Annotated in this window: 13 protein-coding genes; 9 read left to right on the forward strand and 4 right to left on the reverse strand. The window is 68.1% G+C overall.

The genetic code is table 11. From position 1 onward, the window contains the following. Positions 1–57 precede the first annotated feature (57 nt). The 7 genes from ABH900_RS05470 to ABH900_RS05500 all read left to right on the forward strand — a co-directional run bounded on the left by ABH900_RS05470 (position 58) and on the right by ABH900_RS05500 (position 7,432). The gene (locus ABH900_RS05470; protein ID WP_429621888.1) at positions 58–588 is read left to right on the forward strand and encodes a gamma carbonic anhydrase family protein; all 531 of its coding nucleotides are present in this window, start codon (positions 58–60) and stop codon (positions 586–588) included. Positions 589–712: 124 nt separating this feature from the next. Continuing rightward, positions 713–1,402 (forward strand): RDD family protein, encoded by a 690-nt coding sequence (locus ABH900_RS05475; RefSeq protein WP_429621889.1) that lies wholly within the window; start codon positions 713–715, stop codon positions 1,400–1,402. Then, complete coding sequence (locus tag ABH900_RS05480) at positions 1,399–2,391, forward strand: stage II sporulation protein M (protein ID WP_429621890.1); 993 nt, start codon at positions 1,399–1,401, stop codon at positions 2,389–2,391. The genes ABH900_RS05475 and ABH900_RS05480 overlap by 4 nt, the downstream gene beginning before the upstream one ends. Beyond that, positions 2,381–3,997: a DUF4129 domain-containing protein gene (locus tag ABH900_RS05485; RefSeq protein ID WP_429621891.1), complete on the forward strand. Its 1,617-nt coding sequence runs from the start codon at positions 2,381–2,383 to the stop codon at positions 3,995–3,997. Before ABH900_RS05480 ends, ABH900_RS05485 begins: the two co-directional genes overlap by 11 nt. After that, entirely contained in the window at positions 3,994–5,178 is a 1,185-nt protein-coding gene (locus ABH900_RS05490; RefSeq protein ID WP_429621892.1) for a DUF4350 domain-containing protein, read from the forward strand. Before ABH900_RS05485 ends, ABH900_RS05490 begins: the two co-directional genes overlap by 4 nt. Further along, positions 5,175–6,161: an AAA family ATPase gene (locus tag ABH900_RS05495; RefSeq protein ID WP_429621893.1), complete on the forward strand. Its 987-nt coding sequence runs from the start codon at positions 5,175–5,177 to the stop codon at positions 6,159–6,161. The genes ABH900_RS05490 and ABH900_RS05495 overlap by 4 nt, the downstream gene beginning before the upstream one ends. Then, positions 6,158–7,432, forward strand: a complete 1,275-nt coding sequence (locus ABH900_RS05500) for a DUF58 domain-containing protein (RefSeq protein WP_429621894.1) — start codon at positions 6,158–6,160, stop codon at positions 7,430–7,432. Before ABH900_RS05495 ends, ABH900_RS05500 begins: the two co-directional genes overlap by 4 nt. A gap of 83 nt (positions 7,433–7,515) precedes the next feature. Here ABH900_RS05500 and ABH900_RS05505 read toward each other — a convergent pair whose 3' ends face one another. From ABH900_RS05505 to ABH900_RS05515, 3 genes are read right to left on the reverse strand one after another with little or no spacing between them, the layout of a single operon-like run. Further along, entirely contained in the window at positions 7,516–8,175 is a 660-nt protein-coding gene (locus ABH900_RS05505) for a hypothetical protein (protein ID WP_429621895.1), read from the reverse strand. Further along, positions 8,175–9,353 carry a glutathionylspermidine synthase family protein gene (locus ABH900_RS05510; protein ID WP_429621896.1) on the reverse strand — a complete coding sequence of 393 codons (1,179 nt, stop codon included), beginning with the start codon at positions 9,351–9,353 and terminating at the stop codon, positions 8,175–8,177. Before ABH900_RS05510 ends, ABH900_RS05505 begins: the two co-directional genes overlap by 1 nt. Positions 9,354–9,360: 7 nt before the next feature. After that, a complete protein-coding gene (locus ABH900_RS05515; RefSeq protein ID WP_429621897.1) occupies positions 9,361–9,933 on the reverse strand; it encodes a DUF1190 domain-containing protein in 573 nt (190 codons plus the stop codon). Between the two features lie 409 nt (positions 9,934–10,342). On the opposite strand from ABH900_RS05515, the gene ilvD reads away from it, so the two are divergent. Together ilvD and ABH900_RS05525 are read left to right on the forward strand one after the other, a co-directional pair. Then, positions 10,343–12,181 carry a dihydroxy-acid dehydratase gene (gene ilvD / locus ABH900_RS05520; protein WP_429621898.1) on the forward strand — a complete coding sequence of 613 codons (1,839 nt, stop codon included), beginning with the start codon at positions 10,343–10,345 and terminating at the stop codon, positions 12,179–12,181. A gap of 127 nt (positions 12,182–12,308) precedes the next feature. After that, positions 12,309–12,839: a hypothetical protein gene (locus ABH900_RS05525; RefSeq protein WP_429621899.1), complete on the forward strand. Its 531-nt coding sequence runs from the start codon at positions 12,309–12,311 to the stop codon at positions 12,837–12,839. A 16-nt stretch (positions 12,840–12,855) separates the two neighbouring features. Here ABH900_RS05525 and dinG read toward each other — a convergent pair whose 3' ends face one another. Further along, on the reverse strand, positions 12,856–14,958 hold the full coding sequence (gene dinG / locus ABH900_RS05530) for an ATP-dependent DNA helicase DinG (protein WP_429621900.1): 2,103 nt from the start codon (positions 14,956–14,958) through the stop codon (positions 12,856–12,858). Positions 14,959–14,982: the final 24 nt, after the last annotated feature.

The raw sequence follows: 14,982 nt of genomic DNA on the forward strand, positions 1-14,982 counted from the left end.
CGATGGTCCCCGGCACAGGTATCATCGTTGCGAACGCCCTGATTTCCGGAGAAACCGATGAACCCGCTGCGCCCCTTCCGCGACAAGATGCCCGTTCTCGGCGAACGCGTGTACATCGATCCGGCCTGCACGATCATCGGTGATGTGGAACTGGCCGACGATGTGTCGGTGTGGCCAGGCACGGTCATCCGTGGCGACGTCAATTACGTGCGCATCGGCGCGCGTACCAACGTGCAGGACGGCACGATCATCCACGTCAGCCACCACAGCCCGTACAACAAGGCCGGCTACCCGACGTTGATCGGCGAGGGCGTGACCGTCGGCCACGGCTGCATCATTCATGCCTGCACGATTGGCGATTACAGCCTGATCGGCATGGGCGCCTGCATCCTCGACGGTGCCCGGGTGGAACGCCATGGGTTCGTGGGTGCCGGCGCGGTGGTCGGCCCAGGCAAGGTCGTGGGCGAGGGCGAGCTGTGGGTCGGCAACCCGGCACGTCCAGCGCGCACGCTGAGCGCCAAGGAGATCGAATCACTGCACTACTCGGCCGACCACTACGTGCGGCTGAAGAACGACTACCTGGGCTGAGCGGCCAACGCCGCCATGCGGCTCTGCTAAAGTCTGGGCCCGACCAGGACCTGTCGAGACCCCCCATGCCTGTGGCTGCCTGCCGGAGAGGACTCCGGCACCCACAACGAAGGCCATCGCACTGATGGCCGCACCGATGCTCGATACCTACCGCGAGGTGGTGACGCCGGAGGGTGTGCCGCTGCAGTTGCCGGCGGCCGGCCCGGTGCCGCGGGCGATGGCCTGGCTGGTCGACCTCGGCGTGCGCATCGCCGCGCTGGTGCTGATGTCGATTCCACTGGCGTTGCTGGACAGGTTCGGTTCCGGCCTCTACCTGGCGCTGATGTTCCTGGTCTACTGGGTCTACCCGATCGTCTGCGAAGCCCTGTGGGGGCGCACCCTCGGCAAGCGTGCGCTGGGTCTGCGCGTCCTTGCCCGCGATGGCGCGCCGGTGGGCTGGATGGCGGCGATTACCCGTAACCTGCTGCGCACCGTGGACATGCTGCCGTTCGGCTACGCGCTGGGCCTGATCAGCAGCCTGTTTGATCCCTATGGCCGTCGCCTCGGTGACCTGGTGGCCGGCACGGTGGTGGTGCACGCGCCGGTGCAGTACCTGCCGCCACCGCCGACCATCGACAGCGTACTGGTGCCACCGCAGCCGCTGCGCCCGGAAGAACAGGCGGCCGTGCTGGCCTTCGCCGAGCGGGCGCCACGGCTGTCGCCGGCGCGCCAGCAGGAGCTGGCCGGTATCGCCGAGCCGCTGACCGGCCCCCACGGTCAGGTCGGTGTGCTGCGCCTGTACGCGATGGCCAACTGGCTGCAGGGGCGACGATGAAGCAGGAACAGTTCGTCGCCCGCTACCAGCAGGAATGGCGGGACCTTGAGCAATGGTTGCAGCTGCGCGCCGGCGCCTCGCGCCGCACACGCCGCCAGCCCAGCCCACTGGCGCTGGACGACAACGCATTCCCGCAACGTTACCGGCGCTTGTGCCAGCAACTGGCGCTGGCCCGCGAGCGTGGCTACAGCCCACAGCTGGTGCAACGCCTGCAGCAGCTGATGCAGCAGGGCCACAGCGTGCTGTACCGCACGCCGCCGACGCGCTGGCGCGCCGCACTGGAGTTCCTGATCGCCGATTTCCCGCTGCTGGTGCGCAGCCAGGCGCGCAGCATGTGGGTGGCGCTGGCGATGTTCGCGTTGCCGGCAGTGGCCTGCTTCGTGCTGGTGCAGCTCTATCCGGACCTGATCCACACGGTGATGGACAACCGCCAGATCGCCGAGATGGAGCGCATGTACGACCCGGCCGCCGAACGCCTGGGGCGCGACAGCGGCACCGACTGGATGATGTTCGGCCACTACATCATGAACAACATCAGCATCGCCCTGCGAACCTTCGCCAGCGGCCTGCTGGCCGGGCTGGGCACGCTGCTGGTGCTGCTGTTCAATGGCGTGATCATCGGTTCGGTGGCCGGTCACCTGCAGCACATCGGCCATGGCAGTCCGTTCTGGCGCTTCGTCGTGGGCCACGGTGCCTTCGAACTGACCGCGATCGTGATCGCCGGCGGTGCCGGCCTGCAGCTGGGCATGAAACTGCTGGCACCGGGCCGGCGCAGCCGCCTGGATGCGTTGGTCGAAGGCGGTCGCATCGGTGCACGGTTGTGCCTGGGCGTGGCGTTCATGCTGCTGGTGGCTGCCTTCATCGAAGCATTCTGGTCGTCGATCGCCGAAGTGCCGGCCTGGGGCAAGTTCAGCGTGGCCGGCGTGCTGTGGGCCGGCGTGCTGCTATGGCTGTGGCGTGGCGGACGCGGAGGCGGCCATGCGCATTGATCGTCTGGACGTGATGCTGCGCGCGCGCAGTGGCTGGGAGGCGATGGAGCTCGGCACCGCCCTCACCCGCCGCCACGCGCGTGCCGTATGGGGGAGCTGGCTGCTGGCCAGCGCACCGCTGTTCGTGATCTTCAACCTGCTGGGCGCGTGGCGGGATGCCTTCGGTTGGGCCTGGCTGGCGATGTGGTGGTGCAAACCGCTGTTCGAACGCGCGCCGCTGTACGTGCTCTCACGCGGCATCTTCGGTGAACCGGTGGGCACGCTGGCAGCCCTGCGCGCACAGCGCAGCTGGGGCCACGGCGGGTTCTGGGGCTACCTGGGCTGGCGCCGCTTCAGCGTGCTGCGCAGCCTGTGCCTGCCGGTGAACCTGCTGGAAGGCAATGCGCCGGCCCAGCGCGCTGCACGCCGCCGCGCGGTGGCGGCCGGTGCGGCAGGCGCCGCGGCCGTGCTCACTGTGGCCTGCATGGCCTTCGAAGCGGCGGTGGTGGCCGGCGCGATCGGCGCGGTGTTCATGTTCATGCCACTGGAGCTGATGTCCGAATCGTGGCGCGCGGCGTGGGACATGATCGGCCAGGACACGCCAGCGTGGGCGTGGTTTGCCTTCAACCTGGCAAGCTGGCTGGCCTCGGCGCTGATCGGACCGTTCTATGTCGGCGCCGGCTTCGGCCTGTATTTGAACCGGCGCACCCAGATGGAAGCGTGGGACGTGGAAATCGCCCTGCGCCGGCTGCGCGAACGCCTGTTGCCGGCCACATCGACGCTGGCCCTGCTGCTGTGCCTGGCACTGCCGCTGGTTTCCACACCGGGGCACGCACAGGATGCGCAGACGATCGCCGACGAAGCCCACGATGCCGACGCCGACGAGGACAGCACCGAGGAACCGGCCACGGCAGCCAATGATCCCGGCAACACCCCCGCGGTGATCTTCGGTACCGCACCGGTGGATACCGCCGGCTTCCACCAGGCGGTGAACCGCGCCTATGAGGATCCGCTGCAGCGCCCGACCCGCCAGGTCACGCACTGGAAGCCGATCGAACAGGCCAAGGACGAGAAGAAGGAAGACAAGGCGCTGCAGAGCGACGGCAGCAACAAGGGGGAGCGCAAGAACCGCAGTGCCGGCATCGCTTGGCTGGCGCGGTTGGCCGAGTGGGGCCTGTGGGGCTTGCTGGGCGTCCTGCTGCTGGTGCTGCTGCTGACCGCACGCCTGTGGCTGCCCTGGTTGCGTGGCAGTAGCCGGCGCAAGGCCGAGGCTGCGCCGCAGGTGGTGGAGGAACAGGTGGAGCTGCCGGTGGTGTTGCCGCCGGACGTGGCAACCCAGGCCGGCCTGCTGTGGGACCAGGGCCGGCCGCGGCAGGCGCTGGCCCTGCTGTACCGCGCCAGCGTGCGCACGGTGGGCGAGCGCAGCGGCATCGCGCTTCCACCCGGCGCCACCGAAGCGCAGTGCCTGCGTGCCTCGCGGCGCATGCCCGATGCCACCGACCGTGCACTGTTCGCGCGCGTCGTACGCATGTGGCAGTACGCCGCCTATGGTGGCCGCCTGCCCAACCGCGATGATTTCGATGCGCTGGCCGAGACCCTGCGCCAGCAGTACCGGTGGCTGGCATGAGCCCGCGCGTTTTCTGGTCATTGCTGCTGGGCGCGCTGGTCCTGTTCGGCGTACCGCTGACGGTCCTGTACCTGCGCACCCATGAGCGTGTGACCGAAACCGTGCGCCTGCCGCCGCAGGGCGAGGCCGCGTACAACCCGCTGTACGTGTTGGGCCAGGCCCTGCGCGCCGACGGTATCGACGTGCATTCGCAGCCACGCCTGGAACTGCAGCAGATGGCACTGGGGCCGCATGACACGGTGGTGCTGCTGCAGGACAGCAGCGAACTGCCGGCGCCAGCGGCGAAGGCGCTGCTGGACTGGGTCGGCCACGGTGGCCATCTGCTGGTACGCACGCCGCCGCCGGCCGAAGACGATGCCAGCAGCACGCAGGGGCCACTGCTGGACCAGTTGGGTGTGGACAGCCTTTACCAGCGCAGCGACTGCCAGCCCTTCCACGTGGAAGACGATCCCAGCCATGTGGAATTCTGCGGCGGCCGTCGCTTCACGCTGGGTTTTGCCGCCAATGCGCAGACCGAACGGCGCTGGGGCGGTGAGCACGGCCTGGTGTTCGCGCGCCTGCGCCACGGCCAGGGCAAGGTGAGCGTGCTGGCCGACATGGAGTTCATGCGCGGTGAGGTGGATTCGCCGGTCGCGCGCATGGCAGCGTCCACCGGAAAGGCCAGTGACGGGCTGCACGATCCGTCCCATCGCGACCTGACCCGTTACCTGCTCGATCCCAACTACGGCAAGGGCGCATTCTGGCTGGTCTATGCCAGCCGCCCACCGTCGCTGTGGGCACGCCTGTTCTACCAGGGCTGGCCGTTGTGGGCGCCGTTGCTGATCGCCGTGCTGGGTTGGCTGTGGGGCCGCTCGCAGCGCTTTGGCAGCCGACTGCCCTCACCGGTGCTGGAACGCCGCTCGTTGCTGGAGCACGTGCGCGCCAGCGGCGAACTGCTGCTGCGTTTCGGCCACGGCGCGCGCCTGTATGACGCCGTGCTGGCCGTGTTCCTGCATCGCCTGCGCCTGCGCGCGCCGGTTGCCGCCGCACTCGAGGGTGCCCCACGCGAACAGGCCATCGCCGAACTTCTGGCATGGCCCCGCAGCCGCGTCGCCAGCGCCCTCACTCCGCCTCCGCCGCATGATTCCTCCGCCCTGCGCGAGCGTATCCGCTTGCTGCTCCAGATGAGATCCCTGCTATGACCGAAGTCCCCGAGCTGCCGGCGGCCGCCAATGCCCGCCTGATCGAACGCGTCGATGCCATCCGCGCTGCCGTCGGCCACGCCTTCATCGGCCAGGCCGATGTACTCGACCAGATCATGGTGGCCTTGCTGGCCGGTGGCCACGTGCTGATCGAGGGTGTGCCCGGGCTGGGCAAGACCCTGCTGGTACGCGCTCTCGCACAGGCGCTGGAACTGGACTATGGCCGCGTGCAGTTCACTCCCGACCTGATGCCAAGCGACGTCAGCGGCCACGCGGTGTACGACCCGAAGAGCGAGAGCTTCAAGATCCGCCGTGGCCCGGTGTTCACCAACCTGCTGTTGGCCGACGAGATCAACCGCGCACCGGCCAAGACCCAGTCCGCCCTGCTGGAAGTGATGCAGGAAGGCCAGGTGACCATCGAAGGCAAGGCCTTCACCCTGGCGCCGCCGTTCATGGCATTGGCCACGCAGAATCCGCTGGAGCAGGAAGGCACCTACCCGCTGCCGGAAGCGCAGCTGGACCGCTTCCTGCTGAAGGTGCTGATCGACTACCCGCAGCTGGAGGACGAAAAGCGCATGGTGACCGCGATCACCCGTGGGCGCGCCGCCAGCGATTTCGATCTGAGCCAGGTGCCGCGCGTGCTTGGCGCCGGTGAGCTGCTGGAGCTGCAGCGCGCCACCGCTGCAATTACCGTTGATGATGAAGTGATCGACTATGCCGTGCGCATCGTGGCCGCCACCCGGCAGTGGCCAGGCATCGCGGTGGGCGCCGGCCCGCGTGGCAGCATTGCGCTGGTGCGCGCCTCGCGCGCGCAGGCCGTGCTGGCCGGCCGCGACTTCGTCACCCCCGACGACGTGCGCGACATTGCACGTCCTGCACTGCGCCACCGCATCGCGCTGGCCCCGGAGCTGCAGATCGAAGGCCAGGATGCCGACGACGTGTTGGGCGCGCTGCTGGCCAAGGTGGAAGCGCCGCGCCGATGAGGCCGGCCCCGCTGCTACTGGCGCTGCTGCTGGCCTGGGCCGTCCTGGGTAGCCTGGTGCTGGGCGGGCTGCTGCCGCATTGGAGCTGGGTACTGGCCGCACTGGCAATTGCCGTGCCGGCATTGATGGACCTGTGGCGGCAGACGCGGCGGCCTTCGCCACAGGTACAACGCGAACTGCCCGAAGCGCTGGCACTGGGCGTGCGTCGCGAAGCCGCGCTGCGCCTTCAGGCGGACCACTCGATGACGGTGCAGGTGTTCGACCTCGTGCCAGGCGGCTGGCCGCTGGAATCGCTGCCGCAACGGGTGCAGCTGCAGGCCGGGAGCGCCTCCACCCTGCACTACCACCTGCAGCCGCTGCAGCGTGGTCACTTCCGCTTCGAAGGCGTGCACCTGCGCATGCGCTCGCCGTGGCGCCTGTGGTGGCAGCAACGCACGCTGCCGCCAGCGCTGGAGGTACGGGTCTATCCGAACTTCGTGCCGCTCACCCGTTTCGCCCTGTTCAGTGCCGACCAGGCCTCGCGGCTGGTCGGTGCACATGTGAAGCGCCGGCGCGGTGAAGGCACCGACTTCCACCAGATGCGCGAGTACCGCGTCGGTGACAGCCTGCGCCAGCTCGACTGGAAAGCCACCGCGCGTGCGCGCAAGCTGATCTCGCGTGAGTACCAGGACGAGAAGAACCAGCAGCTGCTGCTGATGCTCGACAGCGGCCGGCGCATGCTGGCCAGCGAAGGCGGGCTCTCACACTTCGACCACGCCTTGAACGCCTCGCTGGTGGTGGCCTACCTGGCGCTGCGCCAGGGCGATGCCGCCGGCCTGTTCGCCACCGGTGGCGAACGTCGCTGGATGGCGCCGCAGCGCGGCATGGGCACGGTCGAACACCTGCTGCGCGCCAGCTACGACCTGCAGCCACGCGCGGTGGCCACCGACTACCTGGCCGCTGCCACCGAAGTGTCGCTGCGCCAGCGTCGGCGTGCACTGGTGATGCTGGTCAGCAACGTGCGCGATGAGGACATCGAAGACCTGCTGGCGGCGGTGCGCCTATTGCAGCGACGCCACCTGGTGTGCGTGGCCAGCCTGCGCGAGCGCGAGCTGGACGGTGCCCTGGAGGGCGAGGTGCAGACGCTGGAGGAGGCTACCCAGGCCGGCGCTGCGGCCCTGTACCTTCAGCAACGCGCGAAAGCGCATGAAGCGCTGCGCAGCGAGAAGGTGATGGTGCTGGACGTGACCGCCGATGCCCTGCCCGGCGCTACCGGCGCATCGTTCTGGTAGGTGCCAACCTTGGTTGGCATACATGCCACAGCGCCGACCAGGGTCGGCATCTACCCACAGCGGTTGCCGGCCAACGGCCGGCACTACCCCTGCAGCAACCGTCGCTGCAACCGCTCCACTGCGCGCTGCAGCAGCACCCGGTTGCGGGCCAGCTTCATCCACTGCGGCAGGCGCGAGAACATCGAGCCGTTGGCAATCCCCGCACGCTCGCGCAGCGGCGCGGCGGCGTAGTCGTGCAATGCCTGCAGATGGGCTTCGTTGTAGGCCCAGAGCAGGCCGGCAGCGGTCTTTTCGACCAGTCGCAGCGGCAGGCCGAAATGCGGGTCGATCGCTTCATTGCCACGCAGCCGCGACAGCGTGACGTCCACCTCGCTGCTGCGTCCGCATTGGCTGCAGTCTGCGGTCAATGTCCGCACCGGAGACGTTGCGCGTGCGCGGCGCACCTCGGCACTGACCCATTGGTGCCCGCAATAGCCACAGGGGCGGTAGCCGCTGTAGCGCACCGGCCCCACCCAGTCGCCAGCACCACAACGAGCGCAGCCACAACCACCATCCAACGCTTCGCTGCAGCCAAGGCAACGGAAACGCTTCGATTCCAGAGTTCCCACCACCCAGCCCGGCGCGTTGCAGCGATGGCAACGCACCGCCACCCGGTCGGCATAGCGCCACAGGCGGTGACCATCATCCAGATGGCGCCCGGCCAGCGGCGCAGGCCGCAGGCCGCGGTTGCGCCGCACCACCATCAGACGTAGATCCGCGTCGGCGCCTCATCGACGATCGCGTGCGGCACGAAGCGCGCACTGTCGCGGGTGATCGCGCTGTCGTCCTCACGGATGCCGATGCCACAGGCATGGTCACCGATCACCCAGCTGCCGATCAGCGGGTAGCCGCCTTCGAAGCGGGTCAGTGGATGCGCGCGCTGGATGATCGCCGGGCCATCGTAGGGACCGTCGCTGCGCTGGGTGCTGCCATCGGCCAGGTGCATCTCGATGTTGGCGCCCTCGCGCGAGAACAGCGGCTTGCGCACCCAGCCCGAGGCCAGCGTGCTGCCGTCATCGAAGTGCGCTTCCAGCAGGTTCGGATGACCGACGTTACGCTGCCACAGCAGCGGCAGGATGCCCTTGTTGCTCAGCACCGCCTTCCAGGCCGGTTCCAGCAGCTGCACGCCGGAGCCGGGCAGTGCGCGGCCGAATTCCTCGGCCATCAGGTCTTCCAGCGGGTACAGCTTGAACAGCGTGCCGATCACCGAATCGTCCAGCGCGGTGAAACGGCCGTCCTCGGACAGGCCAATGTCCTCGATGGCGATGGCCTGGCCCTGCAGGCCGGCCTGCGAGGCGCAATCGCGCAGGTAGTCGACCGTGCCGCGGTCTTCGTCCGAACTGCCCACCGCACTGAAGTACAGCGGCGGCGGCAGCTGCGCGGCCAGTTCGCCGAAGCGCTCGACCAACGCTTCATGCATCGCATTGAACTGGTCGGCATGCTGCGGCAGGCGGCCGGCATTGCGCTGGTCTTCCAGCCATTGCCACTGGAAGAAACTGGCCTCGAACAGCGAGGTCGGCGTGTCATAGTTCAGTTCGTACAGCTTGGCCGGGCCGGTGCCGTCGTAGGCCAGGTCCAGGCGGCCATACAGATGCGGTTGGCGCTGGCGCCAGCTGTCAGCGATCCAGTCGCGGTAATGCGACGGAATCGCCAGCTGGTCCATCAGCCGTTCGCTGGCGATGACATCGCCGACCAGGTCCAGCGCCATCTGGTGCAGCTCGGCGCTGGGGTCTTCAATGTCCTGTTCGATCTGGCGCAGGGTGAAAGCGTAGTACGCGCTTTCATCCCAGTACGGCTGGCCGTCGATGGTGTGGAAGCGGAAACCGGCTTCCTCCGCGCGTGCCCGCCACTGGGCACGTTCGGCGATTCGAATGCGTTGCATGGGTCGGTCAGCCGCCGTAACTGCCGCTGGTGCTGCGGCGTTCGCTGGAGTTGCCGAAGCCGCCGCGGCTGGCGGTCACTGCACGGTTGGGGGTGCTGGTGACCGGGGCCAGGCCGGCCTTGCCGGCGCCAATGCCGCTGGCGGTGTTCAGGCCGCCGGTGCCGCCCGGGGCCGGGCGCGCCCAGCCGGCGCTCTTGTCCTGGTAGGCGGGGGCCGAGGCCGGCGCCTGCGGGGCCAGGCCACCGCGGTTGCTCAGCATCTGCGACATGAAGAAGCCCATCATCATCGGCCCGATGAACGAGGTACCGGCCGAGGTGTGCTGCTGCACGCACTGTTCCGGCTTGTAGTCCTTCTCGCAGGCTTCCTTGCTGGCGTACTTCGGCGCCGCATCGGCGGACTGCTTCTGCGCTTCAGCGAACGCGTTGCGGCACGAGGACGGATCGCCGGTAGCCTCGGTGCAGGCCTGCACCGAGGTATACAGGCCTTCCTGCACCTTCACCTCCGGCTCCTTCTGGCAGGCGGTGAACAGCAGCGGCGCGGCGCTCATCAGCAGCAGCGCGGTGGTGCGGGAACGTTTCATGGCCTCATGCCTCATCGACAGATCAATGCCCCAATGATGCCAAATCCTGACCAACAACCGGAATCGGCAAAGTACGAAAGATGAACGGACTTTCATTTTCGTCGGGCAATGGGGTCAGAGCCCATCGCGCCGCGATGGGATCCGACCCCGGGACGCACACCGCCCTGGTAGGTGCCAACCGTGGTTGGCACACACCCCGCGGCGCCCGGCTATGCCCGGCGTGCGCAGCCAAGCCTCCGGCAAGAAGCCCCCTTGTTGTTCAAGGGGGCGCGCCAACGGCGCGGGGATAAGGAGGAATGCGCGGACCACCCAGCCGCTGCAAGCGGCGCAGGTGGTTGCAGCAGCAACCGAAAAAATTGTCCATGATCAGGCGACCCCCACGTCGTACGGCCCGCCCGTTCCGCCAGCCATGCCCGAATACCGCTCCCGCACCTCCACCGCCGGCCGCAACATGGCCGGCGCCCGCGCCCTGTGGCGTGCCACCGGCATGAAGGATGGCGACTTCCACAAGCCGATCATCGCCGTCGCCAACTCCTTCACCCAGTTCGTGCCCGGGCACGTGCACCTGAAGGATCTCGGCCAGCTGGTCGCGCGCGAGATCGAACAGGTCGGCGGCGTGGCCAAGGAGTTCAACACGATCGCCGTGGACGACGGCATCGCGATGGGCCACGACGGCATGCTGTACTCGCTGCCCAGCCGCGAGATCATCGCCGACTCGGTCGAGTACATGGTCAATGCCCACTGCGCCGATGCGCTGGTGTGCATTTCCAACTGCGACAAGATCACCCCCGGCATGCTGATGGCCGCGCTGCGCCTGAACATCCCGGTGGTGTTCGTTTCTGGCGGACCGATGGAAGCCGGCAAGACCAGGCTGTCCGAGCACAAGCTGGACCTGGTCGATGCGATGGTGGTGGCCGCCGATGACAGTGCGTCCGACGAAAAGGTGGCCGCGTTCGAGCGCAGCGCCTGCCCCACCTGCGGTTCGTGCTCGGGCATGTTCACCGCCAATTCGATGAACTGCCTGACCGAGGCGCTGGGCCTGTCACTGCCCGGCAACGGCACCACGCTGGCCACCCACGCCGACCGCGAGGCGCTGTTCCGCCGCGCCGGCCGGCTGATCGTCGAGCTGTGCCATCGCTGGTATGGCGGCGAAGACCCGAGCGCATTGCCGCGCGGTATCGCCACCCAGGCGGCGTTCGCCAACGCGATGACCCTGGACATCGCCATGGGCGGTTCCACCAACACCATCCTGCACCTGCTGGCCGCAGCGCAGGAAGCCGGGGTGGAGTTCGACCTGACCCACATCGATGCGCTGTCGCGACGCGTGCCGCAGCTGTGCAAGGTGGCTCCCAACACACCGAAGTACCACGTCGAAGACGTGCACCGCGCCGGCGGCGTGTTCGGCATTCTCGGCGAACTGGACCGCGCCGGCCTGCTCGATGTACGCGTGCCGACCGTGCACAGCGCCAGCCTGGCCGACGCGTTGGAGCGCTGGGATGTGATGCGCAGCGACAACGATACCCTGCACACCTTCTTCAAGGCCGGGCCGGCCGGCATTCCGACCCAGGAGGCGTTCAGCCAGGCCACGCGCTGGCCATCGCTGGATCTGGACCGTGCCGAAGGCTGCATCCGCTCGCTGCAGCACGCGTATTCGCTGGAAGGCGGCCTTGCTGTGCTGCGTGGCAATCTGGCCATCGACGGCTGCGTGGTGAAGACGGCCGGCGTGGACGAATCAATCCACATCTTCGAAGGCCCAGCGCGCGTCTACGAAAGCCAGGACGCCGCCGTCGCCGGCATTCTCGCCGACGAAGTGCAGCCGGGCGAGGTGGTGGTGATCCGCTACGAAGGTCCGAAGGGCGGCCCGGGCATGCAGGAGATGCTGTACCCGACCAGCTACCTGAAGTCGAAGGGCCTGGGCAAGCAGTGTGCGCTGCTCACCGATGGCCGCTTCTCGGGCGGTACCTCGGGCCTGTCGATCGGCCATGTCTCGCCGGAAGCCGCCAGCGGCGGCGCCCTCGGCCTGGTGGAGAACGGCGACCGCATCCGCATCGACATCCCGGCCCGCCGCCTCGACCTGCTGCTGGACGAGGCCACGCTGGCACAGCGCCGCGCCGACGCCGACGCGCGTGGCTGGAAGCCGCGCGCACCGCGCCCGCGCAAAGTCACCAGCGCGCTGAAGGCGTACGCCCTGCTGGCCACCAGCGCCGACAAGGGCGCAGTGCGCAACACCGCCCTGCTCGGCGATTGATCAAAAAAGGGGGCGGAGGGGATTAAGTCGTTTATGGCACAAACGACTTAATCCCCTCCGTCCCCTTTTCATTCCGCACAAGGACGTGACGATGTATTTCCGCTGCCTGATGGCCCTGGCGCTCGCCGTGAGCTCCGCACCCGCGCTGGCAGACGACTGCCGGTTCGACGATCGCGCCGGACTGCTGGCGATGTCGCCGGAGGCGTTCGACAATGGCCCGGATGAGGGCTGGGATGCGCTGGCCGAGCGTGCAGGCTGCCAGCTGGAGATCGCAGAGTTGTTCACTGCCTATCGCCAGCAGGCGAAGGCGGCCGGGCATGCTGGGCTGGCCTGGCATGAAGCAACGATGCGCGCCGACGCAGGACAGCGCGATCCTGCCATTGCCCTGATGCGTTTGACCTACAAGCCCCACGGTGCCGATCCGGAAGGATGGAATCACTATGTCGATGCCACCATCGCCTTCCTCGATGATGATCTGCCGGCACTGAAACGGGCACGTGCGCGGCTGGCGAAACTCCCGATGCCCTTGGGCAACGCACGCGAGCAGGGAGACGACGAGCGTCCCGCAGGACGGCCGCAGTTGAAGATCGTCGATGCCCTCATCCGCTGCATGTACCAACCCTATGCGCTGGCGTCCGAGTCGTGTCCGGAACCGTAGGTAGGGTGGTCGCCTGTCAGCCGATCACCCGCTTGAACGGCGGCAGCGCGTCGATGATGCGCTTGCCGTAGCGGCGGGTCAGCAACCGCGAATCAAGGATGACCACCCGGCCGGTATCGGTGGACGTGCGGATCAGGCGGCCGGCGAACTGGGTCAGCGTGCGCAGCGCATGCGGAATCGCGATCAGGTTGAAGGCGTTCAACCCGCGCCCCTCGAACCATTCGCTCAGAGTCGCGGTCTGTGGGTCGGTCGGCACCGCGAACGGCACCTGGGTGATCACCACCGTGGTGCAGGCCTCTCCGGGCAGATCCAGACCTTCGCCGAACGAGTTCAGGCCGAACAGCACCGAGCCTTCGCCGGCAGCGACGCGGCGCAGGTGCTCATCGATCAACCGGGTCTTGGACATCTCGCCCTGCACCAGCACCTGCTTGCGGCGCGCAGCCGACATCAGGCCGGCCACCTTCTCCATCTTCCAGCGCGAGGTGAACAGCACCATCGAGCCCTTGGCCCAATCCAGTTCGGTGTCGAGGTAGCGCGCCACTTCGCGCGGATGGCCTTCGCGGTCGTCCGGCGTGACCGGGAACGGCGGCACCACCAGCTCGGCCTGGTTGGGCAGGTCGAACGGTGAGGACAACGAAACCATCTCGGCCTCTTCGGGGATGCCGTTGTCGATCGCCAGCGACTGGAAATCACCGCCGCCGGTCAGCGTCGCCGAGGTCATCACCACCGAATCCACTTCATCCCACAGCAGCTTGCGCAGCACGTGCGCGGCCGACACCGGTGAGCCATGCAGCACCAGGTCGCCATCGCGGGTGGCGGTGACCCAGCGCGCCATCGGCGGCGCACCGTCCTTGTCTTCGCGGCGCCAGGCCTGCCACAGGTTGTACTGCTGCTCGATCATCTCCAGCGCCATGCCCAGGTTGCGCTGCAGGCGCTCGCGCGCGGCATCGTCCGGCTTGCCCTTGGCCACCTGCGCGGTGGCCGCATGCGCCCAGTTGTAAAGACTGCGGGTGTCGTCGGCCAGCGCTTCGATCGGCTCGCGCCAGGCCTCGGGCAGGCGACCGTTGGCGGCACGCCACATCGGTTCTTCGTCGGCCGGCGCCGGCATCCACACCCGTTCGATGTGGTCGCGGAACGCACGCAGCTGCTTGCTGACCTTGCTGGCCACGTCGATCGCCTCGTTCGGCAGCAGGTTGCCGAGGCGATCCTTGTCGACCGCGCGGTAGGCACCGGCGATCAGGATCTGCAGGCGGCCGGTGCGCTTGGCCATCTCATCCAGCGCCAGGCTGGCCGCACCCTGATCGATCGCCACGTTGCCGATGTGATGGCCTTCGTCCAGCACCAGCAGCATGTCCGAGGGCGGTGCGATCAACGGCTGACCGCTGTCGTTGTCGCCGATGGACAGCGCCGACAGCAACAGCGCGTGGTTGGTGACCACGATCTGCGCATCGCGCACCGTGTTGCGCGAACGCAGCACCGCGCACTGCGCCGAGTAGGCACAACGGCGCCCGGCGCAGCCCGACGCCGGCGTGGTGATGCGGCTGCGCAAGCCGGGGCTGATGGTTTCGGGCGCGTTGTCGATGTCGCCGTCCCAGCTGCCGCCGGTGAAGGCGTCAGTCAGGCGCTTGGCGATGTCCATCTCGATCGGCGCCAACGGCCGGTCGAACAGCGGGGCCTCATCGTCGAACATGCCGCCCTGCGCGCCATCGCCATGCGCCTCGGCGGCATTGCGCGTGCACAGGTAACGGGTACGGCCCTTGGCCAGTGCCACCGTCGCTTCCAGGCCGGTGGCCTTGAGGAAGTTGGGGATGTCGCGCTCGACCAGCTGCGACTGCAGCGCCACAGTGCCGGTGCTGATCACCAGCTTCTTCTTGCTGGCCAGCGCGATCGGCACGCCCGCGGTGAGGTAGCCCAGGCTCTTGCCGACGCCGGTGGGCGCCTCGACCACACCGACACCACCGCTTTTCGACAGCGCACGCGACACCACGCCGATCATCTGGCTCTGCGAGCGGCGGGTGGAAAAACCGGGGGTATTGGCCTGCAGCGTCGTGTACGCCTTGCGGATCGCGTCCTTCAAGGGCTCATCGAGCGTGCGCGGAGCGGCGACGGTTTCGGTCACGCCGGGAGGTACCGTGGCTGGATC

Origin of the sequence: Stenotrophomonas sp. AN71 (assembly GCF_050435725.1) — a bacterium.
In the GTDB taxonomy this organism is placed as follows: domain Bacteria; phylum Pseudomonadota; class Gammaproteobacteria; order Xanthomonadales; family Xanthomonadaceae; genus Stenotrophomonas.

Bases quoted from the DNA above. Each gene is read 5' to 3' on its own strand.
- ABH900_RS05470 (WP_429621888.1), top strand. From the start codon at position 58: ATGAACCCGCTGCGCCCCTTCCGCGACAAGATGCCCGTTCTCGGCGAA.
- ABH900_RS05475 (WP_429621889.1), top strand. From the start codon at position 713: ATGGCCGCACCGATGCTCGATACCTACCGCGAGGTGGTGACGCCGGAG.
- ABH900_RS05480 (WP_429621890.1), top strand. From the start codon at position 1,399: ATGAAGCAGGAACAGTTCGTCGCCCGCTACCAGCAGGAATGGCGGGAC.
- ABH900_RS05485 (WP_429621891.1), top strand. From the start codon at position 2,381: ATGCGCATTGATCGTCTGGACGTGATGCTGCGCGCGCGCAGTGGCTGG.
- ABH900_RS05490 (WP_429621892.1), top strand. From the start codon at position 3,994: ATGAGCCCGCGCGTTTTCTGGTCATTGCTGCTGGGCGCGCTGGTCCTG.
- ABH900_RS05495 (WP_429621893.1), top strand. From the start codon at position 5,175: ATGACCGAAGTCCCCGAGCTGCCGGCGGCCGCCAATGCCCGCCTGATC.
- ABH900_RS05500 (WP_429621894.1), top strand. From the start codon at position 6,158: ATGAGGCCGGCCCCGCTGCTACTGGCGCTGCTGCTGGCCTGGGCCGTC.
- ABH900_RS05505 (WP_429621895.1), bottom strand. From the start codon at position 8,175: ATGGTGGTGCGGCGCAACCGCGGCCTGCGGCCTGCGCCGCTGGCCGGG.
- ABH900_RS05510 (WP_429621896.1), bottom strand. From the start codon at position 9,353: ATGCAACGCATTCGAATCGCCGAACGTGCCCAGTGGCGGGCACGCGCG.
- ABH900_RS05515 (WP_429621897.1), bottom strand. From the start codon at position 9,933: ATGAAACGTTCCCGCACCACCGCGCTGCTGCTGATGAGCGCCGCGCCG.
- ilvD (WP_429621898.1), top strand. From the start codon at position 10,343: ATGCCCGAATACCGCTCCCGCACCTCCACCGCCGGCCGCAACATGGCC.